General features: G+C 66.0%; 18 protein-coding genes. 6 read left to right on the forward strand and 12 right to left on the reverse strand.

The window, feature by feature from the left end; all coding sequences use genetic code 11:
* The first annotated feature begins 54 nt into the window (after window positions 1-54).
* Together A9973_RS00695 and A9973_RS00700 are read left to right on the forward strand one after the other, a co-directional pair.
* Window positions 55-963, forward strand: coding sequence for a hydroxymethylglutaryl-CoA lyase (locus A9973_RS00695; protein WP_183011869.1), 909 nt, complete (start codon window positions 55-57; stop codon window positions 961-963).
* Entirely contained in the window at window positions 960-1,433 is a 474-nt protein-coding gene (locus A9973_RS00700; RefSeq protein ID WP_183011870.1) for a hypothetical protein, read from the forward strand. The genes A9973_RS00695 and A9973_RS00700 overlap by 4 nt, the downstream gene beginning before the upstream one ends.
* 89 nt (window positions 1,434-1,522) lie before the next feature.
* On the opposite strand, the gene A9973_RS00705 is transcribed toward A9973_RS00700, so the two are convergent.
* The gene (locus A9973_RS00705) at window positions 1,523-2,539 is read right to left on the reverse strand and encodes an amino acid ABC transporter substrate-binding protein (RefSeq protein ID WP_183011871.1); all 1,017 of its coding nucleotides are present in this window, start codon (window positions 2,537-2,539) and stop codon (window positions 1,523-1,525) included.
* Window positions 2,540-2,639: 100 nt separating this feature from the next.
* Window positions 2,640-3,881, reverse strand: coding sequence for a PLP-dependent aminotransferase family protein (locus A9973_RS00710; RefSeq protein WP_183011872.1), 1,242 nt, complete (start codon window positions 3,879-3,881; stop codon window positions 2,640-2,642).
* 198 nt (window positions 3,882-4,079) lie between these two features.
* Between A9973_RS00710 and A9973_RS00715 the strand changes: the two genes are divergently transcribed.
* The gene (locus tag A9973_RS00715) at window positions 4,080-4,799 is read left to right on the forward strand and encodes a YggS family pyridoxal phosphate-dependent enzyme (RefSeq protein ID WP_183011873.1); all 720 of its coding nucleotides are present in this window, start codon (window positions 4,080-4,082) and stop codon (window positions 4,797-4,799) included.
* Window positions 4,800-4,966: 167 nt separating this feature from the next.
* Complete coding sequence (locus tag A9973_RS00720; RefSeq protein WP_183011874.1) at window positions 4,967-5,935, forward strand: tripartite tricarboxylate transporter substrate binding protein; 969 nt, start codon at window positions 4,967-4,969, stop codon at window positions 5,933-5,935.
* 82 nt (window positions 5,936-6,017) lie between these two features.
* On the opposite strand, the gene A9973_RS00725 is transcribed toward A9973_RS00720, so the two are convergent.
* Both A9973_RS00725 and A9973_RS00730 read right to left on the reverse strand, forming a co-directional pair.
* Window positions 6,018-9,977: an FAD/FMN-binding oxidoreductase gene (locus tag A9973_RS00725; protein ID WP_183011875.1), complete on the reverse strand. Its 3,960-nt coding sequence runs from the start codon at window positions 9,975-9,977 to the stop codon at window positions 6,018-6,020.
* 131 nt (window positions 9,978-10,108) lie between these two features.
* Window positions 10,109-10,654 carry a YqaA family protein gene (locus tag A9973_RS00730; RefSeq protein WP_183011876.1) on the reverse strand — a complete coding sequence of 182 codons (546 nt, stop codon included), beginning with the start codon at window positions 10,652-10,654 and terminating at the stop codon, window positions 10,109-10,111.
* A 42-nt stretch (window positions 10,655-10,696) separates the two neighbouring features.
* On the opposite strand from A9973_RS00730, the gene ilvA reads away from it, so the two are divergent.
* Window positions 10,697-12,271 (forward strand): threonine ammonia-lyase, biosynthetic, encoded by a 1,575-nt coding sequence (gene ilvA / locus A9973_RS00735; RefSeq protein WP_183012270.1) that lies wholly within the window; start codon window positions 10,697-10,699, stop codon window positions 12,269-12,271.
* Window positions 12,272-12,450: 179 nt separating this feature from the next.
* On the opposite strand, the gene A9973_RS00740 is transcribed toward ilvA, so the two are convergent.
* Both A9973_RS00740 and A9973_RS00745 read right to left on the reverse strand, forming a co-directional pair.
* Window positions 12,451-13,563, reverse strand: coding sequence for a porin (locus A9973_RS00740; RefSeq protein ID WP_183011877.1), 1,113 nt, complete (start codon window positions 13,561-13,563; stop codon window positions 12,451-12,453).
* 447 nt (window positions 13,564-14,010) lie between these two features.
* Window positions 14,011-14,394, reverse strand: coding sequence for a DUF4148 domain-containing protein (locus A9973_RS00745; protein ID WP_183011878.1), 384 nt, complete (start codon window positions 14,392-14,394; stop codon window positions 14,011-14,013).
* Between the two features lie 383 nt (window positions 14,395-14,777).
* Here A9973_RS00745 and A9973_RS00750 point away from each other — a divergent pair, with 383 nt between their 5' ends.
* Window positions 14,778-15,668 (forward strand): LysR family transcriptional regulator, encoded by an 891-nt coding sequence (locus tag A9973_RS00750; RefSeq protein WP_183011879.1) that lies wholly within the window; start codon window positions 14,778-14,780, stop codon window positions 15,666-15,668.
* A gap of 31 nt (window positions 15,669-15,699) precedes the next feature.
* Here the strand turns inward: A9973_RS00750 and A9973_RS00755 are convergent, their stop codons facing one another.
* The 6 genes from A9973_RS00755 to A9973_RS00780 all read right to left on the reverse strand — a co-directional run bounded on the left by A9973_RS00755 (window position 15,700) and on the right by A9973_RS00780 (window position 22,632).
* The gene (locus A9973_RS00755) at window positions 15,700-16,251 is read right to left on the reverse strand and encodes an adenine phosphoribosyltransferase (protein WP_183011880.1); all 552 of its coding nucleotides are present in this window, start codon (window positions 16,249-16,251) and stop codon (window positions 15,700-15,702) included.
* Window positions 16,252-16,305: 54 nt separating this feature from the next.
* Window positions 16,306-18,000 (reverse strand): thiol reductant ABC exporter subunit CydC, encoded by a 1,695-nt coding sequence (cydC, locus tag A9973_RS00760; RefSeq protein ID WP_183011881.1) that lies wholly within the window; start codon window positions 17,998-18,000, stop codon window positions 16,306-16,308.
* Complete coding sequence (cydD, locus tag A9973_RS00765) at window positions 17,997-19,673, reverse strand: thiol reductant ABC exporter subunit CydD (protein WP_255468988.1); 1,677 nt, start codon at window positions 19,671-19,673, stop codon at window positions 17,997-17,999. The genes cydC and cydD overlap by 4 nt, the downstream gene beginning before the upstream one ends.
* A gap of 77 nt (window positions 19,674-19,750) precedes the next feature.
* Window positions 19,751-19,876, reverse strand: a complete 126-nt coding sequence (cydX, locus tag A9973_RS00770) for a cytochrome bd-I oxidase subunit CydX (RefSeq protein WP_105555915.1) — start codon at window positions 19,874-19,876, stop codon at window positions 19,751-19,753.
* 16 nt (window positions 19,877-19,892) lie between these two features.
* Window positions 19,893-21,047, reverse strand: a complete 1,155-nt coding sequence (cydB, locus tag A9973_RS00775; protein WP_183011883.1) for a cytochrome d ubiquinol oxidase subunit II — start codon at window positions 21,045-21,047, stop codon at window positions 19,893-19,895.
* A gap of 13 nt (window positions 21,048-21,060) precedes the next feature.
* On the reverse strand, window positions 21,061-22,632 hold the full coding sequence (locus tag A9973_RS00780; RefSeq protein ID WP_183011884.1) for a cytochrome ubiquinol oxidase subunit I: 1,572 nt from the start codon (window positions 22,630-22,632) through the stop codon (window positions 21,061-21,063).
* Window positions 22,633-22,736 lie beyond the last annotated feature (104 nt).

The following is a 22,736-nucleotide window of genomic DNA, read 5'->3' on the forward strand; positions in this document are numbered from 1 at the left end:
GCAAGCGCCGCAGACTTGCGCGCCGCGTCACCCAATACCGAACCAGGAAGAGACATGGCTTTGCCCTCCCGCGTGAAGATCGTCGAGGTGTCGCCTCGCGACGGTCTGCAGAATGAAAAGGAATTCGTGCCCACCGACGTCAAGGTGGAACTGGTCAACCGCCTGGCCGCGGCGGGCTTCCCCAATGTGGAAGCCGCCTCGTTCGTGTCGCCCAAGTGGGTGCCGCAGATGGCCGACGGCGCCGACGTGATGGCGCGCATCGAACGCCGCCCCGGCACGATCTATTCGGTGCTGACGCCGAACATGAAGGGTTTTGAAGGCGCGCTGGCCGCCGGCGCGGACGAGATCGTGATCTTCGGCGCCGCCAGCGAAGCGTTCTCCCAAAAGAACATCAACTGTTCCATCGCCGAGTCCATCGCCCGCTTCGAGCCTGTCGTCCAGGCCGCGCGCGAAGCCGGCATCCGCGTGCGCGGCAGCATCAGCTGCGCGCTGGGCTGCCCCTATCAGGGCGACGTCCCGGTGGAGTCGGTCGTCGACGTGGCCCAGCGCTACCTGGCGATGCAGGTCGACGAGATCGACGTGGCCGACACCATCGGCGTGGGCACGCCGCAGCGCGTGCGCGACGTGATGGCGGCGGTCACGCGCGTGGTCGATCCCGCCCGCGTGTCCGGCCACTTCCATGACACCTACGGCCAGGCGCTGGCCAACATCCTGGCCGCGCTGGAAACCGGCATCTCAATCTTCCACACGTCGGTCGCCGGCCTGGGCGGCTGCCCCTACGCCAAGGGCGCCACCGGCAACGTCGCGACCGAAGACGTGCTGTACATGCTGCGCGGCCTGGACATCGACACCGGCGTGGACTTCGACGCCGTAGTCGACATCGGCCAATGGATGTCGGCCCACCTGAACCGCAAGGGTTCCAGCCGGGCAGGCAACGCCATCGCCGCCAAACGGGCCGCATGACCACGCCTGGCACCGCCCCCGACGCGGAAGACCGCGCGGCGCTGCTGCGCGAGATCGGCCCGCTGCCGCTGTCGGGCCAGGCATGGCCCGACTGGGTGCGCATCCTGGCCTGGGTAATCCTGGCCATACTGGGCGTGCAGGTGGTGACGACGGCCATCCGCGCGCCCGCGCAGCCGTTCGATACCCTGCTGGCGGTCGTGGTGGTGCTGTGCTTCGTGGGCCTGCTGTTCGTGTCCTGGCACATGCAGACGTCGATCACCACCATCGATGAACGCGGCCTGCGCCAGACCTGGTTCACGCGCCGCGAAGTCGCCTGGGAAGACGTGCGCTACGCGCGCTTCGTGCCCATGCTGTTCTCGAAACGGCTGGTGGTGTTCACCCACCGGGGACGGCCGGTGATCCTCCAGGGAGGCACGCGCGAATTGCGCAGCGCCTTCGTAAAGATTGCGCAGGTGTACCGGCGCGGATAGGCAAAAAAAAGCCCCGAAGGTTGGATCCATGTCCAACTTTCGGGGGTCAGTTCAATTCCAGGACTTTTTTCGTCAGGCGCGTCGGTCGATCAACGGATCGGCAACGCATACATCAAACCGCCTTGCGTCCACTGCGCATTCAGACCGCGCTTGATCTTCAGCGGGCTGCCCTGCCCTACGTTGCGCTCGAAGCTCTCACCGTAGTTGCCCACCTGCTTGACGATGTTGTAGGCCCACTTCTCGTCCAGCCCCAGGTTCGCGCCGCCACCGGGCGTGACGCCCAGGATGCGCTTGATGTTGGGGTTGGCGCCCTTGGCCTGCTCGTCCACGTTCTTGGACGTCACGCCGTATTCTTCTGCTTCGATCATCGCCGACAGCGACCAGCGCACGATGTTCAGCCAGGCATCGTCGCCCTGGCGCACGAAGGGGCCCAGCGGCTCTTTGGAGATGATCTCGGGCAGCACGACGTAATCGTCTGGATTCTGCAGCTTCGAGATCCGGATCGAAGCCAGGCCGGACGCGTCCGTGGAAAAGACGTCGCAGCGGCCTGCGGCGAACGCGTTGACCACTTCGTTGAACGTCTCGATCACCACCGGCTTGTACGTCACGTTGTTGGCGCGCGCCCAGTCGGCCAGCGTGTTCTCGTTGGACGTGCCGGTCTGCAGGCAGATCGTGGCGCCGTTGATCTCTTTGGCGCTCTTCACGCCCAGCGACTTCGGCACCAGGAAACCCTGGCCGTCGTAGAAGTTGATGCCGGCGTGGATGATGCCTAAAGCGGTATCGCGCTGCTGCGTCACGGTGGTGTTGCGCGTCAGCACGTCGACTTCGCCGGATTGCAGCGCAGTGAAGCGCTGCTGCGAATTCAACGGCACCACCTTGATCTTGTCGGCGTCGCCGAAGACGGCCGCGGCGATCGCGCGGCACAGGTCCACGTCCAGCCCTTGCCATTTTCCTTGCGCATCGGGCGCCGAGAAACCCGCGAAGCCCGTGGTCGTGCCGCAAGCCACTGCGCCGCGCTGACGCACGACGTCCAGTGTCGCCGCCTGCGCGCCTTGCGCCGCCGCCATCAAGAGCGCCGCGCCCGCCAACCCTTTTGCAATGTTCATGACCTGGATTCCTGTTTTGCCGGGCGCGGGAACGCGCCGAGGCAAGAAGCTTATAGACATGAAGCGCCCGCGCCAAATAACAAGCGCTTATTTAGGTATATCAGGCCGCCAGCGAGATCGACACGGGCTCGTTGGCTTCGCAGGCCTCCAGCGCGCGGCCCAGCCGGACCATGCCCTCGGCGATCTGGCTTTCGTTCATGGTGGCGAACGACATGCGCATGGCGAACAGGTCGGCCTGGTCCGCATTGGCGTAGAACGCCTTGCCGGGCACGTAGACCACTTCGTGCTCGATGGCGTACGGCAACAGGCGGGTGGCGTCGACGTCGCCCGTCAGGCGCGCCCAGAAGAACATGCCGCCTTCGGGCTTGCTGAAGCGGATGCGGCCGTTGAGTTCACGGGCCAGCGAATCGGCCATCGCGTCGCAGCGCAGGCCGTACGCGGCGCGGATGCGCGGCACATGCTCTTCGTAGCGGCCGTTGGCCAGGTATTGCGCGACCACTTCCTGGATCCAGGCGGAAGAGGCCATGTCGTCGGCCGCCTTCGCGCCGACGCAGCGGCGGCGGATCTCGGGCGGGGCGACCAGCCAGCCGATGCGCAACGCGGGCGCCATCGTCTTGGACATGCTGGCCAGATACACGGCCCAGTGGCGCGCTTCGCCTTCGGCCAGGGCCGCGATGGGCGGCACGGCTTCGCCGGCAAAACGCAGTTCGCTGTAGGGGTCGTCTTCGACGATCAGGAAGCGGTGCTTCACCGCCAACTCCAGCAACCGCAGGCGGCGCTGGCGCGTCAGGGTCGCGCCGCAAGGGTTGGAGAACGACGCGACCACGCAGACCATCTTCGGCTTGATACGGGCGGCCAGTTCATCCAGCGCGTCCACATCGATGCCGTCGGGGCCCGAGGGCACGGTGTGCACCGTGGCGCCCGTGTAGCGCAGCGCCTGGACGGAATTCGGGAAGGCGGGCGATTCGATGATGGCGTGGTCGCCGGGTTGCAGCATCACGCGGGTCAGCAGGGCCAGCGCCTGCTGCGATCCGCCCGTCACCATCAATTCGGTGTCAGCGTTGCACTGCAGGCCTCGCGCGGCGGACAGTCGCGCCAGTTCGTTGCGCAGGCTGGCCTGCCCGTCGATATTGGAATACTGCAGGCAGGCGCCCAGACGGGCCAGCACCTGGGTCGACGCGATCGACAGGCCGTCCACATCGAAAAGCTCTTGCGCGGGATAGCCGCCCGCCAGCGAAATCGTGCCCGGCCGCATGGCGTAGGGCATGAGCGATCGGATGGGGGAAGCGGGGGGATTCAGGAAAGGCGTGGCAAAGGCGTATTCTGGCGCAGCGCTGGACATGGCGGGGGAACTGGAAAGGTGGGAGACCGTGTCGCCCGAGGGGCGGCATAGGCGGCATAGAACATTGAAATATAAACAAATCCCTGTAAATTCTAAGCCTGCCGATTACGCAGGGTCAACGGCGAAAGCGGCCAGTGTGGCGAAACGATCCTGCGCAGTCCTACACTATGGGACATCCTGTTCCTGCAAGAGAGCTGCATGACCGTCGTAGACACCATGGCCGGGCGCCTTGCCCAGATCCAGCAACGCATCGCCCAGGCCTGCGCGCGCGCCGGGCGCGCGCCCGACAGCGTCGTCCTGCTGCCCGTCAGCAAGACGTTCGACGTGGACGCGATCCGCGAAGCCATGGCGCTGGGCCTGACCCGATTCGGCGAGAACAAGACCCAGGAGATCCGCCAGAAGGCCGCCGCCCTGGCCGGCCAGGGCCTGGAATGGGTGCTGATCGGGCACCTGCAGACCAACAAATCGAAGGATGCCGCCCGCGACGCGACCGAGGTCCAGTCGCTGGATCGGCCCGACCTGGCCGAAGCCCTGCACCGCCGGCTGCTGAATGAAGGCCGCACGCTGGACGTGCTGGTGCAGGTGAAGACGTCGGCCGAGCCCAGCAAATTCGGCATGGCCGCCGAAGACGTGCCCGCCTTCCTGCGCCGCATCGCCGCGGAATTTCCGACCCTGCGAGTAAAGGGTTTGATGACGCTGGCCGTGAATTCCCCGTACCCCGAGGAAGTCCGCGCCTGCTTCCGCGCGCTGCGCGAACTGCGCGACCACCTGCGGGCCGAGGACATCGAAGGGGTCTCGCTGGACCGCCTGTCGATGGGGATGAGCGGCGATTTCGAGCTGGCGATCGAGGAAGGATCGACCGAAGTGCGCATCGGCACGGCGATCTTCGGCGCGCGCACCTACCCCGATCCGCAGTAGCCGGCGGCGTGGTGCCGTGCGGGAAAACCGGGGGGCCGCAAGGCCCCTTTTCGACGGGCGCGCGAGGCATAATAGCGTCGCAAAAAATAGCGACGCAGACTGACGGCGCATGACTCGACCGCCACAGGCGTCGCGCTCAATACAGACCCCGCACGAGGAGACACCCCATGCAGAACCCCGCACGGCGCCTATTGGCGCTGGCCGCCCTGTCGCTGGCCGCCGCCACCGCTTCCGCCCAATCCTGGCCCACGCAGCCGATCCGCTGGATCGTGCCCTACCCGGCCGGCGGCGGCACCGACGTCGTCGCCCGCACGGTCGCCAGCGGCCTGGAAAAGCCCCTGGGCCAGACCATCGTTGTTGAAAACCGCCCTGGCGCCGCCACCATCATCGGCGCCACCGCCATCTCGCAAGCCGAACCCACCGGCTACCTGGTCGGCACGGCCGACTCCGGCACCTTGGCGTTCAACTCGTCGCTGTACGCCAAGCTGTCCTACGACCCGGCCAAGTTCACCTATATCGGCGGCATCGCCAAGTTCCCGCTGCTGCTGGCCGTGAACGTCAATTCGCCGTACAAGACGGTCGACGACGTGCTGGCCGCCGCCAAGAAGGAACCGGGCAAGCTGACGGCGGCTTCCGCCGGCGCGGGTTCGCCCCATCACCTGGCGCTGGAGCTCTTCAAGCAGCGCACGGGCGCCAACCTGCTGCACGTGCCCTACAAGGGCGCCGCCCCCGCCATCCAGGACCTGCTGGGCGGACAGGTGGACGTGATGTTCATCGACCTGGCCTCGGGCCTGCCCAACGTCAAGGCCGGCAAGCTGCGCGTCCTGGCGGCCGCCACGCCCGAGCGCGTGTCCGTGCTGCCCGACACGCCGACGATGGCCGAGCAAGGCGTGGCCAACTTCACGGCCTACGCGTGGCAAGGCCTGGTCGGCCCCGCCAGCCTGCCGGAAGCGGTGGTCAAGAAGCTGTCGGCCGACCTGGACGCCACCCTCAAGACCCCGGCCGTGTCGCAGAAGATGCTGGACATGGGCGTGATCCCGATGCCGATGTCCGCGCAGGACTTCAAGGCCTACGCCGAGCAGGAGCGCAGCGCCTGGGCCGACGTCATCAAGAAGGCGAACATCAAGCTGGAGTGATCCGGCAAGACGTAAAAAAAACCGCGGCCAGATGCACTTGGCCGCGGTTTTTTTTTGCGCGAGTCGCGTTGAGACCCGCGGCTTACACCAGCACCCGCTCGATCCCGCCCGCGTTCGCGCGCTTCACGTAGTCTTCCATCCAGCCTTCGCCCAGGATGTGGCGCGCCATTTCGACCACGATGTAGTCCGCGTCCATGCCGGTGTCGCCTTCATAGCGCGACAAGCCTTGCAGGCACGACGGACAGGAAGTCAGCACCTTCACGTCACCCGTGAAACCGTCGCTGCGCAGCGCGGCGTCGCCCTTCAGCAACTCTTCCTGCTTGCGGAAGCGGACCTGCGTGGAGATGTCCGGCCGGCTGACCGCCAGGGTGCCCGATTCGCCGCAGCAGCGGTCGCTCTTGATGGCGTCGTCGCCCACCAGGGCGCGCACCGTCTTCATGGGCTCCTGCAGCTTCATCGGCGTGTGGCAGGGATCGTGGTACATGTAGCGCACGCCCTTGGCGCCTTCCAGCTTGATGCCCTTTTCAAGCAGGTACTCGTGGATGTCGATCAGGCGGCAACCCGGGAAGATCTTGTCGAATTCATAACCGGACAGCTGGTCATAGCAGGTGCCGCAGCTGACCACCACCGTCTTGATGTCCAGGTAGTTCAGCGTATTGGCGACCCGGTGGAACAGCACCCGGTTGTCGGTGATGATCTGTTCGGCCTTGTCCGTCATGCCGTTGCCGCGCTGGGGATAGCCGCAGCACAGGTAGCCCGGCGGCAGCACGGTCTGCACGCCCGCATGCCACAGCATGGCCTGCGTGGCCAGGCCGACCTGCGAGAACAGGCGCTCGGAGCCGCAGCCCGGGAAGTAGAACACCGCTTCCGTATCGGCCGTTGTCCCCTTGGGATCGCGGATGATCGGCACGTAGTTCGCGTCTTCGATGTCCAGCAGCTTGCGCGCGGCCTGCTTGGGCAGCCCGCCCGGCATCTTTTTGTTCACGAAGTGCACGATCTGCTCGCGCAGCGGCGGCTTGCCGACGGTGGCCGGCGGCTTGGCAGTCTGCTTCTTCACCAGGCCCGAAAACAGGTCGTGCGCCGCGCGCTGGACCTTGTAGCCCACGCCCACCATCGCCTTGCGCGTGGCGTTGATGGTGGCCGGATCCTTGGCGTTCAGGAAGAACATGGCGCTGGCCGTGCCCGGGTTGAACGACTTGCGGCCCATGCGTCGCAGCACGGCGCGCATGTTCATCGACACGTCGCCGAAATCGATATCCACCGGACAGGGGTTGTAGCACTTGTGGCAGACGGTGCAGTGGTCGGCGACGTCTTCGAATTCTTCCCAGTGCTTCAGGCTGACGCCGCGGCGGGTCTGCTCTTCGTACAGGAAGGCCTCCACCAGCAGGGACGTGGCCAGGATCTTGTTGCGCGGCGAATACAGCAGGTTCGCGCGCGGCACGTGCGTGGCGCACACGGGCTTGCACTTGCCACAGCGCAGGCAGTCCTTGATGGAGTCCGAGATGGCGCCGATGTCGCTTTGCTGCATGATCAGCGACTCGTGGCCCATCAGGTTGAAGCTGGGCGTCCAGGCGTGGCGCAGATCGGCACCCGGCATCAGCTTGCCGGCGTTGAAGTGGCCGTTGGGATCGACGCGGCGCTTGTAGTCCTGGAACGGCGCCAGTTCGGCTTCGGTCAGGAATTCGTACTTGGTCAGGCCGATGCCGTGTTCGCCCGAGATCACGCCGTCCAGGTCGCGGGCGATCTGCATGATGCGGTCGACGGCCTGGTGGGCCTCCTGCAGCATCTCGTAATCGTCCGAGTTGACCGGGATGTTGGTGTGCACATTGCCGTCGCCGGCGTGCATGTGCAGCGCGACGAACACGCGGCTCTTCAACACGCGGCCATGGATGGCGACCAGCTCGTCGACGATCTTCTTGTAGGCGGCGCCCGAAAACGCGCGTTGCAGGCCGGGCAGCACTTCGACCTTCCAGGACACGCGGATCGTGCGGTCCTGCACGATGTCGAACACGCGGGCGCCGGGCTGCGCGGCCAGGCGCTCGGTCAGCGCGGCATGCACGTCGCCCAGGCCCAGCCCTTGCAGTTGCGGCAAGGCCTCGGCCAGCGGCAGGTCCAGGTTGTCCAGCAGCCACTGCCAGCGCTGGCGCGTGGCGCCCAGCAGTTCCAACGCCTGGCGCGTGCGCTCGGCCAGCACTTCGGCGCGGGTGCCGTCGATGTCCGCGTCGTCCGCCTTGCCCACGGGCAGCGGCGTGCACAGATACGCGTCCAGCGCGCCCAGCAGCTTCAGCTTGTTGCGGGTGGACAGTTCGATATTGATGCGTTCGATGTGGTCCGTGTATTCGCCCATGCGGGGCAGCGGGATCACGACGTCTTCATTGATCTTGAAGGCGTTGGTATGACGCGCGATCGCGGCGGTGCGCGAGCGATCCAGCCAGAACTTCTTGCGCGCCTCGGGGCTGACGGCCACGAAGCCTTCGCCGTGGCGCGTGTTGGCCAGACGCACGACTTCGCTGGCGGCAGCCGCCACCGCGTCGTCGTCGTCGCCGACGATGTCGCCGATCAGGACCATCTTGGGCAGCACGCCGCGCTTGCTCTTGGTGGCGTAGCCCACCGCGCGCAGATAGCGTTCGTCCAGATGCTCCAGCCCGGCCAGGATGGCGCCGCGCGCGCGGCCCTCGCCGTCCAGGTAGCCCTTGACCTCGACGATCGACGGGATCGCGTCACGCGCCTGTCCGAAGAACTCCATGCAGACCGTGCGCGTATGGCGCGGCATGCGGTGCAGCACCCAGCGCGCGGACGTGATCAGGCCGTCGCAGCCTTCCTTCTGGATGCCCGGCAGGCCGGCCAGGAACTTGTCCGTGACGTCCTTGCCCAGCCCTTCCTTGCGGAACACGCGGCCTTTGATTTCCAGCATTTCCGTCTTCAGCAGACGCTCGCCGGGCTTGCCTTTGCCGTCGAACCACTTGAGCTCGAAGCGGGCCAGCTCCACATCATGGATCTTGCCCATGTTGTGTTCCAGGCGGCTGACTTCCAGCCAGTTGCCGTCCGGGTCGACCATGCGCCACCAGGCCAGGTTGTCCAGCGCGGTGCCCCACAGCACGGCCTTCTTGCCGCCCGCGTTCATGGCGATGTTGCCGCCCACACAGGACGCTTCGGCCGAGGTCGGGTCCACGGCGAACACGAAGCCGGCGGCCTCAGCCGCTTCCGACACCCGCTTGGTCACCACGCCGGCGCCGGCATGGATGACGGCCACGGGCTCGGTGAGCCCGGGCAAAATACAGGACTCGACCTTGCCCAGCTTGTCGAATTTTTCAGTGTTGATGACGGCCGACTTCCACGTCAGCGGGATGGCCCCGCCGGTATAGCCGGTGCCGCCCCCGCGCGGGACGATGGTCAGGCCCAGCTCGATACAGGCCGTGACCAGCGCGGCGATCTCGTCTTCGGAATCCGGCGTCAGCACCACGAAGGGGTATTCCACGCGCCAGTCGGTCGCGTCCGTGACGTGCGACACGCGCGACAGGCCGTCGAACTTGATGTTGTCGCGCGCCGTGATGCGGCCCAGCACCTTCTGCGCCTGCTTGCGCATCATGGTGGTCTGGTCGAACTCGCCCTCGAAGGCGGCGATGGCGGACCGGGCGCGGGCCAGCAGGCCGACGACCTTCTCGTCGCGACGCGGATCGTGGCCGTCTTCGGTGGGCGTGCCCGGTTCGCGGCGGCGGTCGATTTCGCCCAGGCGGTGGTGCAAGGCGTCGATGAGCTGCTTGCGGCGCTTGGGATTGTCCAGCAGGTCGTCCTGCAGGTACGGATTGCGGCGCACGACCCAGATGTCGCCCAGCACTTCGTACAGCATCCGGGCGGAGCGGCCGGTACGGCGTTCGCCGCGCAGGTCGCCCAGCAGGCTCCAGGCGTCATCGCCCAGCAGCCGGCCGACAATCTCGCGGTCGGAAAACGACGTGTAGTTGTAGGGGATTTCGCGCAATCGCGCGGGTGCTGCGGGCGGCATCGCCCCGTTCAAGATGTGGCTAGCGAGTGGGGCGTTCATGGCGGCAAGAGGGGCCCATAAAAAATTATTTTATGCCATCGGGCGGACTTGACCCCGAATACCCCCAGGAAACCGGCCGAAAACGGACGGAAACAAGGATTATCCGTCCCTGTTTAAGCTTCGAGTCAGCGTCAGACCTGACCGGGAAAGAACCACAGCAGGCTGGCGGTCATCACCAGATAGCGCAGGAATTTGCCGATGGCCATATAGAGCACGCAGGGCCAGAAGGACAGCCGCAGCCATCCCGCCACCGCGCACAGCGGGTCGCCCACCGCCGGCAGCCACGACAGCAGCAGCGCCGGCGGCCCCATGCGGTGGATCCAGTCGTGGGCGCGCTCATTCCAGCGCCCGCGCATACGGCCGGTTTCGGTCGCGCCGGGGTGCGGGTGCGGCGTGGGGGTATGTCCTTCCTTCCAGCGCTGCATCGCGCGTTCGGCGCCCCAACCCATCCAATAGCTGATTGCGCCGCCCACGGTATTGCCGGCGGTGGCCACCAGGATGGCCGGCCAGAACATGTCCGGCGACAACTTGATGTAGCCGAACACCGCCGGCTCGGAGCCCAGCGGCAGCAGGGTGGCGGACACGAGCGACACCGTGAAGATGGCCGACAGGCCCACCGAGGGCAGCGCCAGCATCCCCAGGAGCCAGTGAACAGCGGACAAGAGGCTTTCTTCCATGATGAGCGAGTGTAGCCGCGCGCAAGAGAATAACGGCCGGGAATCCGGCCTTGCGGCTTTCCCTGCAATAATCGTGCCCACGTCTCCACTCTTGTCCCGCCGCAGTCCATGTCCACTGATTACCTGAAACGCATCCTGACCTCGAAGGTTTACGACGTCGCGGTCGAGTCGCCGCTGGAGATCGCGCCCCAGCTGTCCCAGCGGATCTCGAACACCGTCCTGCTCAAGCGCGAGGACACCCAGGCCGTCTTCAGCTTCAAGCTGCGCGGGGCGTACAACAAGATGGCCAACCTGGCGCCCGCCGTGCGCAACCGCGGCGTCATCGCGGCATCGGCCGGCAACCATGCCCAGGGCGTGGCGCTGGCCGCCAGCCGGCTGGGCTGCCGCGCCGTCATCGTCATGCCCACGACCAGCCCGCAGGTGAAGATCGACGCGGTGCGCCGGCTGGGCGGCGAGGTCGTGCTGGCGGGCGAGAGCTTCACCGACGCCTTCGCCCACGCCCAGATCCTGGAAAAGAAAGAAAAGCTGACCTTCGTCCACCCCTTCGACGACCCCGACGTGATCGCCGGCCAGGGCACGGTGGGCATGGAGATCCTGCGTCAGCACCCCGGCCCGATCGACGCCATCTTCGTCGCCATCGGCGGCGGCGGCCTGATCTCCGGCGTGGCCGCCTATATCAAGCAGCTGCGGCCCGAGATCAAGATCATCGGCGTGCAGACCGAGGACTCCGACGCCATGCTGCGCAGCGTGCGCGCCGGCCGCCGCGTGCAACTGAGCGATGTGGGCCTGTTCTCTGACGGCACCGCCGTCAAGATGGTGGGCGCCGAAACGTTCAAGCTGACCCGCAAGTACGTCGACGACTTCGTGGTCGTCGACACCGATTCGATCTGCGCCGCCATCAAGGACGTCTTCCAGGACACGCGCAGCGTGCTGGAACCGGCAGGCGCCATGGCCGTGGCCGGCGCCAAACAGTATGCGGCCGAACACCACCTGAAGGGCAAGACGCTTGTCGCCATCGCCTGCGGGGCGAACATGAACTTCGACCGGCTGCGCTTCGTGGCCGAACGCGCCGAAGTGGGCGAGATGCGCGAAGCCGTCTTCGCCGTGACCATGCCCGAGCAGCGCGGCAGCTTCCGCCGCTTCTGTGAACTGGTCGGCGAACGCAGCGTCACGGAATTCAACTACCGCATCTCGGATGCGGACCGCGCGCATGTCTTTGTCGGCATCCAGGTGTCGTCCGCCGCCGAGCCGGACAAGATCGCCGCGAATTTCCGCCGCCACGGGTTCGACACGCTGGACCTCACGCATGATGAAATGGCCAAGACCCACCTGCGACACATGGTGGGCGGGCGCTCGGCGCTGGCGCGCGACGAACTGCTGTACCGCTTCGAGTTCCCGGAGCGTCCGGGTGCGCTGATGCGTTTCTTGAATGCGATGAATCCGGATTGGAACATCAGCCTGTTCCACTACCGCAACCAGGGCGCCGACTATGGCCGCATCCTGATCGGCATCCAGGTGCCGGCGGCGGACAAGAAGCAATTCCGCACGTTCGTGGCCGAACTCGGCTATCCGCATTGGAACGAGACCGACAACCCGGCCTACAAGCTGTTCCTGTAGCGCCGGCGCCAAGCGCCAAACTGCCGCCCCAATGCGAGAGGGCCTCCTTCCGGAGGCCCTTCCCTTCTGACCGTCAAACGCGTCCGGCCGGACCCAAGTAGGGGGGGGTTCGCTGTCACTCGGCGGCTCACGGAGATGAGCCGCGCATTCAGCAAGGTCCGGTCGGGCGCTTTGGCCGCTTAGAAACGGTGGCGAATACCCATGGCGACTGCGGTATCGCGCGCATCGTGCTGGAACGCGTAGTTGTCGCCGTAGGAGGCGTACGCGTACAGGTTGGTGCGCTTGGTGAAGTCGTAGGTATAGCCCAGGCTGTACACGTTGAACGTGGCGTCGTCGCCCGTCAGCTTGTCGTTGCCCGGGGTCGCGCGCTGCCAGGAACCGAACACGGCGTGGCGGCCCAGGGGCACGGTGGCGCCGATCATGTAGGAATTGGCGCGGAAACCGTCAGCCAGCTTGAACGAACCCAGGTTGTTCATGCCGTCGGGCGTGGTGCCCATGTTCTGGCCGACGAACCAGCCGTCGCGGGTCTGGCCGAACGCGGCCGCCAGCTTCACGACTTCAAAGTCGTACGAACCGCCAATGATGTATTCCTGGATACGGGCCGAGTCCTGGCCGCCGACACGCTTGTTCGTCGGGTCGAAGCGGTCGTAGGCCAGGGCCAGGTTCAGCGGGCCGTTGACGTATTGCACACCGGCGGTCAGCACGCGGTTGTTGTCGCCCGTGGCGAAACCGGTCTGCGTCGTGTCGCTGACGCTGTCGTCGGCGCTGAACGAATAGCCCACGCCCGCCTTGAAGCCGCTCAGGCTCGGGGTCTGGTACAGGACCATGTTGTCCAGGCGCATCGTGTTGGCGCTGCCAAACGTGGTGCCCATGTTGGCGGTGTTGTAGCTGATCGAGAACGGGTCGATCGAACCGAAGTACTTCGACGCCAGGTTCGTCTGGCGGCCGAATTCAAGACGGCCCCAGGAATCGCTGTCCAGGCCGACGGTCGCTTGACGGCCGAACAGGCGGCCGCTCTGCAGCGACTTGCCGTTCATGGGGCCGAAGCCGCCTTCCAACGTGAACACGGCGCGCAAGCCATCGCCCAGGTCTTCCGTGCCGCGCAGGCCAAAGCGCGAACCGCTGCTCACGCCCTGCACGCCGCCGACGCGGCTTTGCGACACCCCATTGAACTTCACTTGCTCGTACCCGATACCGGCGTCGATCAAGCCGTACAGCGTGACGGAGTCTGCGGCTTGCGCGGCGCCGGCAGAGCCTGCCAGCAACGCGACGGCCAATAGCGTCTTCTTCATGTAAGTCCCCAAAATGGCGAGATAAAAGGCAACCGCAAGCGCACCGTCCGAACGACGGGGCCTTTGCGTGCCGCTGCGAACAAGCAGGCGGCGTCTGCACTGAATCTAGTGTCCGGCTTGCGGCAACCCGAAGTAACACGGATTTCGACGAACTACTTTCCATGGTTGGGATAATGACGCGCACCTGACATGCCGCAAGGCCAGGAAACCGGCGTTAACGCCTTGAAAACAAATATGAATCATTGCTCGCAAATCGGGATTACCGCGCGTCCGGCGCATTCGCCGCGCCGGATTCACCGACAACACTTGTTCGCGCATGCGCCTAGTTTTGCGGCAAATACGCCACACTGCGCGGCCGTCCGCGCAACGGACAGGCAATAAAAAAACCCCTCGGCGTCTCAAGGGGTTTCTCGTGACCATCCGGGGCCGGGCATCCGGCCTTGGGAATTACTTGCCCTTGGGCGGGTAATCCAGTTCACCGAAGGTGTATTCGCCGCGGGCCTTGGCTTCGGCCAATTCCTGGCGGACCTGCTCGCGGGTCTTGCCACCGGATTGCGACACGGCGGCGCGGGGCGGGTAATCCAGCTCGGCGGTTGTGACCTGGCCAGCGGCCTTGGCGCTTTGCAGTTCCTGCTGGACTTGATCGTGCGTCAGGCTGGTCTGGGTCGCAGTGGCGGGCGGATAGTCCAGTTCGCCGAACGTGACCTGTCCTGCGGCCTTGGCGGCTTGCAGTTCTTGCTGAACCTGTTCACGCGTCTTGCCATCGGCGTGAGCGGCGGACATGCCAACCAGGGTTGCGGTGACCATAAGTGCGGTTGCTAGGGCTTTCATTGTGATGACTCCATCCTAAACCTTGCACAGCGTCTTCTGCCAGGCTGGCAGGTGCGATGTGACTGTTTGATTGCTGGGACGAAGTATCTGGTGATTGGCGCCTAGTAAAAACCCTTATTTTGGTGAACATCTTTTCACGGATGGGACAATTGCACGATGTATCCGGCGCTATCTGCCCAATTTCTGCGCAGTTCGCCCGCAGACTCAGGCATAGCAGGCCTTGCGGTCATTCAGCCGAAAGCAAGCTGGGCAACGGGATACGCGTCCGCCACATGGGGAACGGGATGTTCCTTGTGGATAAATAGACATTTCTACTGGCGGGACAATAATTCCATTTATCATACAAATCTGCCAGAAATGGAATTTTGAGTCTAGAGGGCCATATGGATATCCAGCTTAACGACATCGCGCTCTTCGTCGAAGTCGCCAAGCGCAAGAACTTCAGCCACGCCGCGGAAGCCTTGAATATTCCAACCTCCACGCTCTCTCGCCGGGTCAGCGAACTGGAACGCAGCGTGGGCATGCGCCTCTTGAACCGCAGCACGCGCAAGATCGACCTGACCGAAGCGGGCGCCATCTACTTTGAACGCTGCCGGCACATCGTGGAAGAAGCGCGCATTGCGCACGACCAGTTGCTGGACATGGCAGTGCAGCCCAAGGGCCGCCTGCGCATTTCGCTGCCGACCAGCCTGGCCCAGTTGTTCCTGCCGGCCGTCATCAGCGAATTCCGCGAGCAGCATCCCGACATCGAATGCGATTTCGATTTGAGCATGCGTCCGATCGATCCCATCAGCAATCCGTTCGACCTGATCCTGCGCTTCGGGCAACAGCCCGATTCCAGCCTGATCTCGCGCAAGATCGTGCTGATGGCCCACCAGCTGTACGCCTCGCCCGACTACCTGGCCCGCCACGGCGAACCGCGCGTGCCCGGCGATCTGACGCACCACGAATGCCTGCGGCCGACCATGCGCGAAGAGTCATCCTTCTGGATGCTCCATTCGGGCGACAAGGTGGAACGCGTGCAGGTGTCCGGCCGCTTGTCGGCGAACAATGTGGGCATGCTGGGGCGCCTGGCCGGCCAGGGCCTGGGCATTACGCCGCTGCTGGTGTTCGATGCGATGGAACGCGCCATCAAGCAGGCGGGGCTGGTGCGGGTGCTGCCCGACTGGAGCCTGACGCCCCTGCCGCTGTTCGCGCTGCTGCCGTCGCGCATGCTGCCCGCCAAGACCAAGGCATTCCTGGATTTCATCCAGCCGCGCCTGGCGGATTCGTGATCAGGGCGCCGCGGCTTGGCCGCGGCCCAGGTTATGGCGTGGCGTCGCCGTACTGACAGACCGTGTAGAGCGGCGTACCGGTGGCAGCCACCTTGGCCGAACCGCCCAGGTCGGGCAAATCGATGATCGCGGCCGCTTCGACCACGTTCGCGCCCAGGCGCTGAAGCAGCTTGATGGCGGCCAGCATGGTGCCGCCCGTGGCGATCAGGTCGTCGACCAGTAACACGCGCTGGCCGGTGCGCACGGAATCCGTGTGCATCTCGACCGCGGCGTTGCCGTACTCAAGCGAGTATTCCTCGGCCACCGTGCGAAAGGGCAGCTTGCCTTTCTTGCGCACAGGCACGAAACCCAGATTCAGTTCATAGGCCAGCACGCTGCCGACGATGAAGCCGCGCGCATCCACGCCCGCCACCAGATCCAGGCGCTGGCGCATGTAGCGGTAGACGAACAGATCGATCAGCACCCGGAACGCGCGCGGATCTTGCAGAACCGGCGTGATGTCACGGAACACGACACCCGGTTGGGGCCAGTCCGGAACGCTGCGGATGGTGCGCCGGATGTACTCGGCGTTGTCGGTCTGCATGGAAGGCGGCCCTGAAGAATTGAAGCAAGGCGAACTATAACCTTGCCACCGCGCTTAAGCCAGGATTGCCGCCGGTGACAAGTCATGTAATTGCGCGTTGCGCAATTCGTAGCAGCGGTCGACCGCCCCGGGGGGCAACGCCGCGTGCGTCGCCAGCACCACGGTGCGTCCCCGCACCGCGCGCGCCAGATCGTTGAAGAAGTCGGTTTGCGCGGCAGCGTCCAGCCCGGCGGTCGGTTCGTCCAGCACAATCACCGCGGCCGGCGACAGCAGCGCCCGCGCCAGGCACAGGCGGCGCGCCTGCCCCGCCGACAGTTGCGAGCCGGTCTCGCCCGCCCAGGTATCCAGCCCGTCGGGCAGGCCGCGCACGAAATCCCCCAGCCTCGCCGCGTCCAGCGCGCCCCACAGGGCCGCATCATTCGCGCCGGGATCCCCGATCAGCAGATTCGTGCGCAAGGTGCCCAGGAAGACGGGCGCGTCCTGCGACAGCAATGCGATGCGCCGGTGCCAATCCGCCTGCGCGCAATCGCGCGCGTCGCAACCACCGAATCGCACCTGCCCCGATTGCGGATCTTCCAGGCGCAGGATCAGGTGCAGCAGCGTGGACTTGCCCTGCCCGCTTGCCCCCACGATGGCGATGCGCTCACCCGGTTCCACCCGCAGGTCGATGCCGTCCAGCACCGCCGGGCAAACGCCTTGCGCGCGGGCCGGATAGCGGAACACCACCCCGTCCAGCTCCAGCACGCCCGCTGACGACAAGGCGCGCGGGGCGGGCGCGTCCTGCATGTCCGGCTGCGCTTGGGTCACTTCCCGGATCCGCGCCGCCGCCGACATCGCCGATCCCATGCGGGATGCGCCGCGCATGATCGGCCCTGCCACCTCGAAAATGCCGATCACCGCCAGCAGCAAGCCCACCAGCACGGGGCCTTCGATCTGCCCGGCCTCATGCGTCCCCAAACCGAACCACAGCAAGGCCAACACCGACAGGCCGGCCGCGACTTGCAGGAACCACTGCCCGCGCGCCGCCACCCGGGCCTGGCTGCGGCGCGCCAGCGCGCTGGCTTCGCACAGCCGTTCGAAATGCGCGGCGGTCGGCGCCTGCGCATGCAACGCCACCATGTCCGCGTGGCCGTCCACCGCATCCAGCGTGGCCGCGCGCAGCCCGGCCGCGCTTTCCTGGGCGGCCGCCCCCGGTTTGCGCGCCGCGCGCAGCAGCCACCCGGGCACCAGGACACAGGCAGTCAGCAACGCCAGCGCAAACGCCAGCGCGGCGGCAGGCACCCACATGCCCAGCACCGCCGTCAGCACGGCGCCCCCCAGGATGGCGGTCGCCAAAGGCGCCAACACGAACAGGAAGACGGTATCCAGCGCGTCGACGTCGCCCGTCATGCGCGCCACCAGATCGCCGCTGCGGTACTTCGCCAACTGGCGCGGCGTCAGCCGGATCAGCGCCCCGAACACCGTGGCGCGCAGATCCGCCAGCAAGCGCAGCGTGGCCGAATGGCCCACGACGCGGTCGGCATAGCGCGACACGATGCGCAGAAAGGACAAGCCCCGCACGAGCGCGGACGGCGCGAACAGGTTGAAGACCCCGCCCGCCCCCGCCAAGGCCGCGCCCGTCAGGAACCAGCCGGACACGCCCAGCAGGCCGACGCCTGCCGCGACAGTCGCCAGCGCGCAGAACAATGCGAGCAAAAGCCCGCTTTTACGGCGCGCGTACAAGGGCACGAGCAACAACAGGTTCTTCATGCTTCTTCCACTTTCTCGCGCGCCACCCGCAGCACGCGGCCAAGCCGGGCCGCGACTGTCGGCGCATGGGTCGCCAGCAGCAAAGTGCGGCCCGCGGAGAACGCCAGGATTTCGTCCAACACCCGGTCCTGCGTCGCCTCGTCCAGATGCGCCGTGGGTTCGTCCAGCAGGATCAGGCCGGGATCGCGCAAGAACAGGCGGGCCAACGCCACGCGCTGCGCCTGGCCGCCCGACAGGCCATGGCCCCGGCTGCCTAGCAGCGTGTCCAGGCCGTGCGGCAACGCGTCCGAAAACTCCAGCACACAGGCGCGGCGGGCGGCTTCGCGCAAATCGGCATCGGACGCGCCCGGGCGTCCGAGCCGGATGTTGTCGGCGATCGACCCCGCCAGCAATTGCGGCTTCTGCCCGATCAGCGCCACGCGCCCGCGCAAGGCGGCTTCGTCCCAACCGGCCAGCGGCACGCCGTCGATGCGGACGTCGCCTTCAAAGGGCCGCAGCCGGGCAAGCGCTTCGATCAGCGTGGACTTGCCGATGCCGCTTGGGCCCATCAACGCCACCTGCTCGCCCGGCGCCAGCTGCAGCTCGGCGTCGGCCAGCACGGTTTGCCCGCGCCCGGGCGCCGTCACCCGCAAGCCCTGAACGTCGACGCGCGCGCCCAATCCGGGCGCGGCCGGCAGCGCGGTTCCGTGCGCGGCCGGATGTGCCTTGCCGGCGTCGTCTTGCGGCAGGCCATCGAACAGCACGGCGATCTGCGTCACGGCCGCCAGCGCCGTGGCGCGGTCGTGATAGTGCGCGGCGAACTGGCGCAGCGGCGCATAGACCTCGGGCGCCATCAGCAGACAGAACAGGCCCGCCTGCAAGGTTAAAGGCGACCAGCGCACGTCCAGAAATCCAAGATAGGTCAGGCCGATATATACGGCCACGCCCGCCACGCCCAGCGCGGCAAAAAACTCCAGCACCGCGGACGACAGGAACGCGATGCGCAGCACCGACATCGTGCGCTGGCGCAGCGCGTCGCTGGCGGCCACGACGGACGCGGCCTCGGCTTCGGCACGGCCATAGAGCTTCAGCGTGGACAGCCCGCGCAGCCGGTCGGCGAAGAAGCCGGACAAGCGGGCGAAAGCGCGCAGGTGCCGACGGCTGGCGCCTTGCGCGCCCCACCCCACCAGCGCCATGAACAGCGGAATCAGCGGGGCGGTGATCAGCAGCACCAGGCCCGCGACCACGTCCACTGGCAGCAGCAGCACGGAAAATGCCACCGGCAGCATCGCGGCGGCAGCCATCGCAGGCAAGTACTTGGCGAAAAAGCCGTCCAGCGCCTCGACCTGGTCCACGACCGCGCTGGCCAATTCGCCCGACGCCTTGCCGCGGCTCCAGTACGGGCCTTTCGCCACCAGCCGGGCGAACAGGGTCTGGCGCACATGGCGCTTGATGCGTTCGGCCGCGTCCGCCCCCGCACGTTCCCCCGCCCAGATGATGCACGCGCGCAGCAGCATCAGCCCGGCGATGCCCAGGATGCCGGCCAGCAATTCCTGGCGCGGCGCCTGGCGGACGATGGCCGCGTCCAGCACGCTGGCCAGCAACCAGGCCTGCACGACCAACAAGGCGCCGCTGACCAGCGGGGCAGCCCCCGCGAAAATCAGCGGAACCCTCGCCGCCCTGGCAAGCGCCATCAACCACCGCGACTGTTCGCGCGGCGGTTTCTGCAGACTGGCCGAAGGATCGTGCTCGAGGGTGCTAGCGCCGCCGCTCACTCGTCGCCACGGCTGGCGCGCGGGTCATGCGAATGCCCTTCACGCAGCTCGAACCACATCGCATTGAGGATAGCGAACGCACACGCCAGGCCCAAGCCGAGTATCCACGAGAAATACCACATGGTGGAGGCTCCTTAATCAGTAAGAGTTGGGCGTGTCGCCCACGGAATCATGGGTGACCTTGCCGCGCATGACGCGATACACCCAGGCGGTGTAGAGCGTCACGATCGGCAGGAAGATGACCACCGCGATCACCATGATCCACAGCGTCAGATGGCTGGACGAGGCGTCCCAGACGGTCAGGCCGGCTTGGGGATTGGTCGACGACGGCATCAGGAACGGGAACAGCGAGAAGCCCACCGTCAGGATGACGCCGGCGATCGACACCGCGGAAGCCAGGAACGACAGGACATGGGCGCGCACGCTCAACAGCAGCAGCACCAGCACGGCGCCCGCCACGCCCAGCGCCGGCGCGATCCACATCAACGGCCATTTCGCGTAGTTGGCCATCCAGGCGCCGGCCTGCACGCTCACGGACTTGAGCATGGGGTCCGACGGCCCTTGCATGTCGACCGCGCTGGTGATGACGTGCCCGCTGATGCCGCCCGCCACCCAAAAGCCGCCCGCGACAAACAGCGCCACCGTTACCAACGCCAGCAATCGCCCCCAATTGCGGGCCCGCGACGAAATCGGGTCTTCCGTGCGCCAGGCCAGCAGCACCGCGCCGTGCATGGCCAGCATCACCACGCTCAGCACGCCGCACAGCAGGGCAAACGGCGTGAACAGCTGGTAGAAATGGCCTTCGTACACCATGCGCAGCGCCGAGCCCTGGAATGTGAACGGCACGCCCAGGATGATGTTGCCGACCGCCACGCCGAACACCAGCGAAGCCACCACGCCCGAAAAGCACAGCACGCCGTCCCAGCTGTTGCGCCAGCGGGTGCCTTCCATCTTGCTGCGGTACTTGAAGCCCACGGGGCGCAGGATCAGCGCGATCAGCGCCAGCATCATCGCCAGGTAGAACCCGGAGAACGACGCGGCGTACAACAACGGCCACGCGGCGAAGATCGCGCCGCCGGCCGTGATCAGCCAGACCTGGTTGCCTTCCCACACCGGGCCGACCACGTTGATCACCACGCGGCGCTCGGCGTCGGTCTTGGCCACGACGGGCAGCAAGGCGGCTACGCCCAGGTCGAAACCGTCCATGACGGCGAAGCCGATCAGCAAGGCGCCCAGCAGCCCCCACCAGATCACGCGCAAGGTGCCATAGTCAAAAGGAATAAGGGTATCCATCTGCTTCTCCCCCTCAGGCGCGCACGGCGGCGCGCACAGGATCGGCGGCGTTGCCCGCCACCGGCCCATCGGATTTCGGACCCGCCTTGATGGCGTGCAGCATCACCTTCACGCCGATGATCAAGAGGACCGTGTACAGCACCAGGAAGATAGCCAGGCTGATGGCCAGATCGGCGATCGTCAGGCCCGAGGCGGCGTAGTACGTCGGCAGCACGCCTTCGATCACCCAGGGCTGGCGGCCATATTCGGCCACGAACCAGCCGCTTTCAATGGCGACCCACGGCAGCGGCAGGCTCCATAGCGCCACCTTGAGCAGGCCACGCCGGCTATCCAGGCGCCCGCGGGAGGCCAGCCAGAAGGCCACGCCGAAGAACAGGATCAGGTACATGCCCACCGCCACCATGATGCGGAACGCCCAGAACAGCGGCGCCACATTGGGCACGGTGTCCACTGCGGCCTTCTTGATGTCGGCTTCGGTGACCTTGCTCATGTCTTCCTGGTAGCGTTTGACCAGCAAGGCGTAGCCCAGATCGGGCCAGGTCTTGTCGAAGGTCATGCGCGCGTCCACGTCCTTGGGATTGGCGCGGATCTTCTGCAAGGCCTCGTACGCCACCATGCCGTCGCGGATGCGGTTCTCGGCGCGCAGGATCAGGTCGTCGATGCCCAGCAGCGGCGTGGTCAGCGAACGCGTGCCGATGATCCCCATGACGTACGGGATCTCGATGGCGAAGTCGTTCTTGCGCTCTGCCTGGTTGGGGATCGCGATCAGGTTGAAAGACGCGGGCGCCGGCTCGGTGTGCCACATGGACTCCATCGCCGCGATCTTCATCTTCTGATGTTCCGTGGTCAGGTAGCCGCTTTCGTCGCCCAGCACCACGACGGACAACGCGCCCGCCAGGCCGAAGCTGGCGGCCACCGCCATCGAACGCTTGGCCAGGTCGGTGTGGCGGCCTTTCAGCAGGTACCAGGCGCTGATCGACATCACGAACATGGCGCCGGCCACGTAGCCCGCGCTGACCGTGTGCACGAACTTGGCCTGCGCCACCGGGTTGAAGATCACCGCCGCGAAGTCGGTCATCTCCATGCGCATGGTGTCGGGGTTGAAGATCGCGCCGACCGGATTCTGCATCCAGCCGTTGGCGATCAGGATCCACAGGGCCGAGAAGTTCGTGCCGAACGCCACCAGCCAGGTCACCACAAGGTGGCTGACCTTGGACATGCGGTTCCAGCCGAAGAAGAACAGGCCGACGAAGGTGGCTTCCAGGAAGAAGGCCATCAGCCCTTCCAGCGCAAGCGGCGCGCCGAAGATGTCGCCCACATAGTGACTGTAGTAGGACCAGTTCATACCGAACTGGAACTCCATCACCACGCCGGTGGCGACGCCGAGTGCGAAGTTGATGCCGAAAAGGGTGCCCCAGAACATGGTCATCCGCTTCCAGATGGGGCGGCCGGTCATGACGTACACGCTTTCCATGATGGCCAGGATGAACGACAGGCCAAGCGTGAGAGGGACGAACAGGAAGTGGTAAAGCGCGGTCGCGGCAAACTGGAATCGCGACAGATTCACGACGTCGAGATCAATCATTGGGGCGCTCCCAAGCAGTCGAGATGCCGCGGCAACCGGCATGGTTCCCAGGCCGTCTCTCGCGCCATGTTACGGGCGTTGCAAACAACTTCATAGAGGTTTCC

Origin of the sequence: Achromobacter sp. UMC46 (assembly GCF_014170335.1) — a bacterium.
GTDB lineage: Bacteria > Pseudomonadota > Gammaproteobacteria > Burkholderiales > Burkholderiaceae_B > Achromobacter.

What these genes read in the sequence shown, in the direction of transcription:
- A9973_RS00695 (WP_183011869.1), top strand. Translation starts at nt 55, where the DNA reads ATGGCTTTGCCCTCCCGCGTGAAGATCGTCGAGGTGTCGCCTCGCGAC.
- A9973_RS00700 (WP_183011870.1), top strand. Translation starts at nt 960, where the DNA reads ATGACCACGCCTGGCACCGCCCCCGACGCGGAAGACCGCGCGGCGCTG.
- A9973_RS00705 (WP_183011871.1), bottom strand. Translation starts at nt 2,539, where the DNA reads ATGAACATTGCAAAAGGGTTGGCGGGCGCGGCGCTCTTGATGGCGGCG.
- A9973_RS00710 (WP_183011872.1), bottom strand. Translation starts at nt 3,881, where the DNA reads ATGTCCAGCGCTGCGCCAGAATACGCCTTTGCCACGCCTTTCCTGAAT.
- A9973_RS00715 (WP_183011873.1), top strand. Translation starts at nt 4,080, where the DNA reads ATGACCGTCGTAGACACCATGGCCGGGCGCCTTGCCCAGATCCAGCAA.
- A9973_RS00720 (WP_183011874.1), top strand. Translation starts at nt 4,967, where the DNA reads ATGCAGAACCCCGCACGGCGCCTATTGGCGCTGGCCGCCCTGTCGCTG.
- A9973_RS00725 (WP_183011875.1), bottom strand. Translation starts at nt 9,977, where the DNA reads ATGAACGCCCCACTCGCTAGCCACATCTTGAACGGGGCGATGCCGCCC.
- A9973_RS00730 (WP_183011876.1), bottom strand. Translation starts at nt 10,654, where the DNA reads ATGGAAGAAAGCCTCTTGTCCGCTGTTCACTGGCTCCTGGGGATGCTG.
- A9973_RS00740 (WP_183011877.1), bottom strand. Translation starts at nt 13,563, where the DNA reads ATGAAGAAGACGCTATTGGCCGTCGCGTTGCTGGCAGGCTCTGCCGGC.
- A9973_RS00745 (WP_183011878.1), bottom strand. Translation starts at nt 14,394, where the DNA reads ATGAAAGCCCTAGCAACCGCACTTATGGTCACCGCAACCCTGGTTGGC.
- A9973_RS00750 (WP_183011879.1), top strand. Translation starts at nt 14,778, where the DNA reads ATGGATATCCAGCTTAACGACATCGCGCTCTTCGTCGAAGTCGCCAAG.
- A9973_RS00755 (WP_183011880.1), bottom strand. Translation starts at nt 16,251, where the DNA reads ATGCAGACCGACAACGCCGAGTACATCCGGCGCACCATCCGCAGCGTT.
- cydC (WP_183011881.1), bottom strand. Translation starts at nt 18,000, where the DNA reads ATGAAGAACCTGTTGTTGCTCGTGCCCTTGTACGCGCGCCGTAAAAGC.
- cydD (WP_255468988.1), bottom strand. Translation starts at nt 19,673, where the DNA reads ATGGCGCTTGCCAGGGCGGCGAGGGTTCCGCTGATTTTCGCGGGGGCT.
- cydX (WP_105555915.1), bottom strand. Translation starts at nt 19,876, where the DNA reads ATGTGGTATTTCTCGTGGATACTCGGCTTGGGCCTGGCGTGTGCGTTC.
- cydB (WP_183011883.1), bottom strand. Translation starts at nt 21,047, where the DNA reads ATGGATACCCTTATTCCTTTTGACTATGGCACCTTGCGCGTGATCTGG.
- A9973_RS00780 (WP_183011884.1), bottom strand. Translation starts at nt 22,632, where the DNA reads ATGATTGATCTCGACGTCGTGAATCTGTCGCGATTCCAGTTTGCCGCG.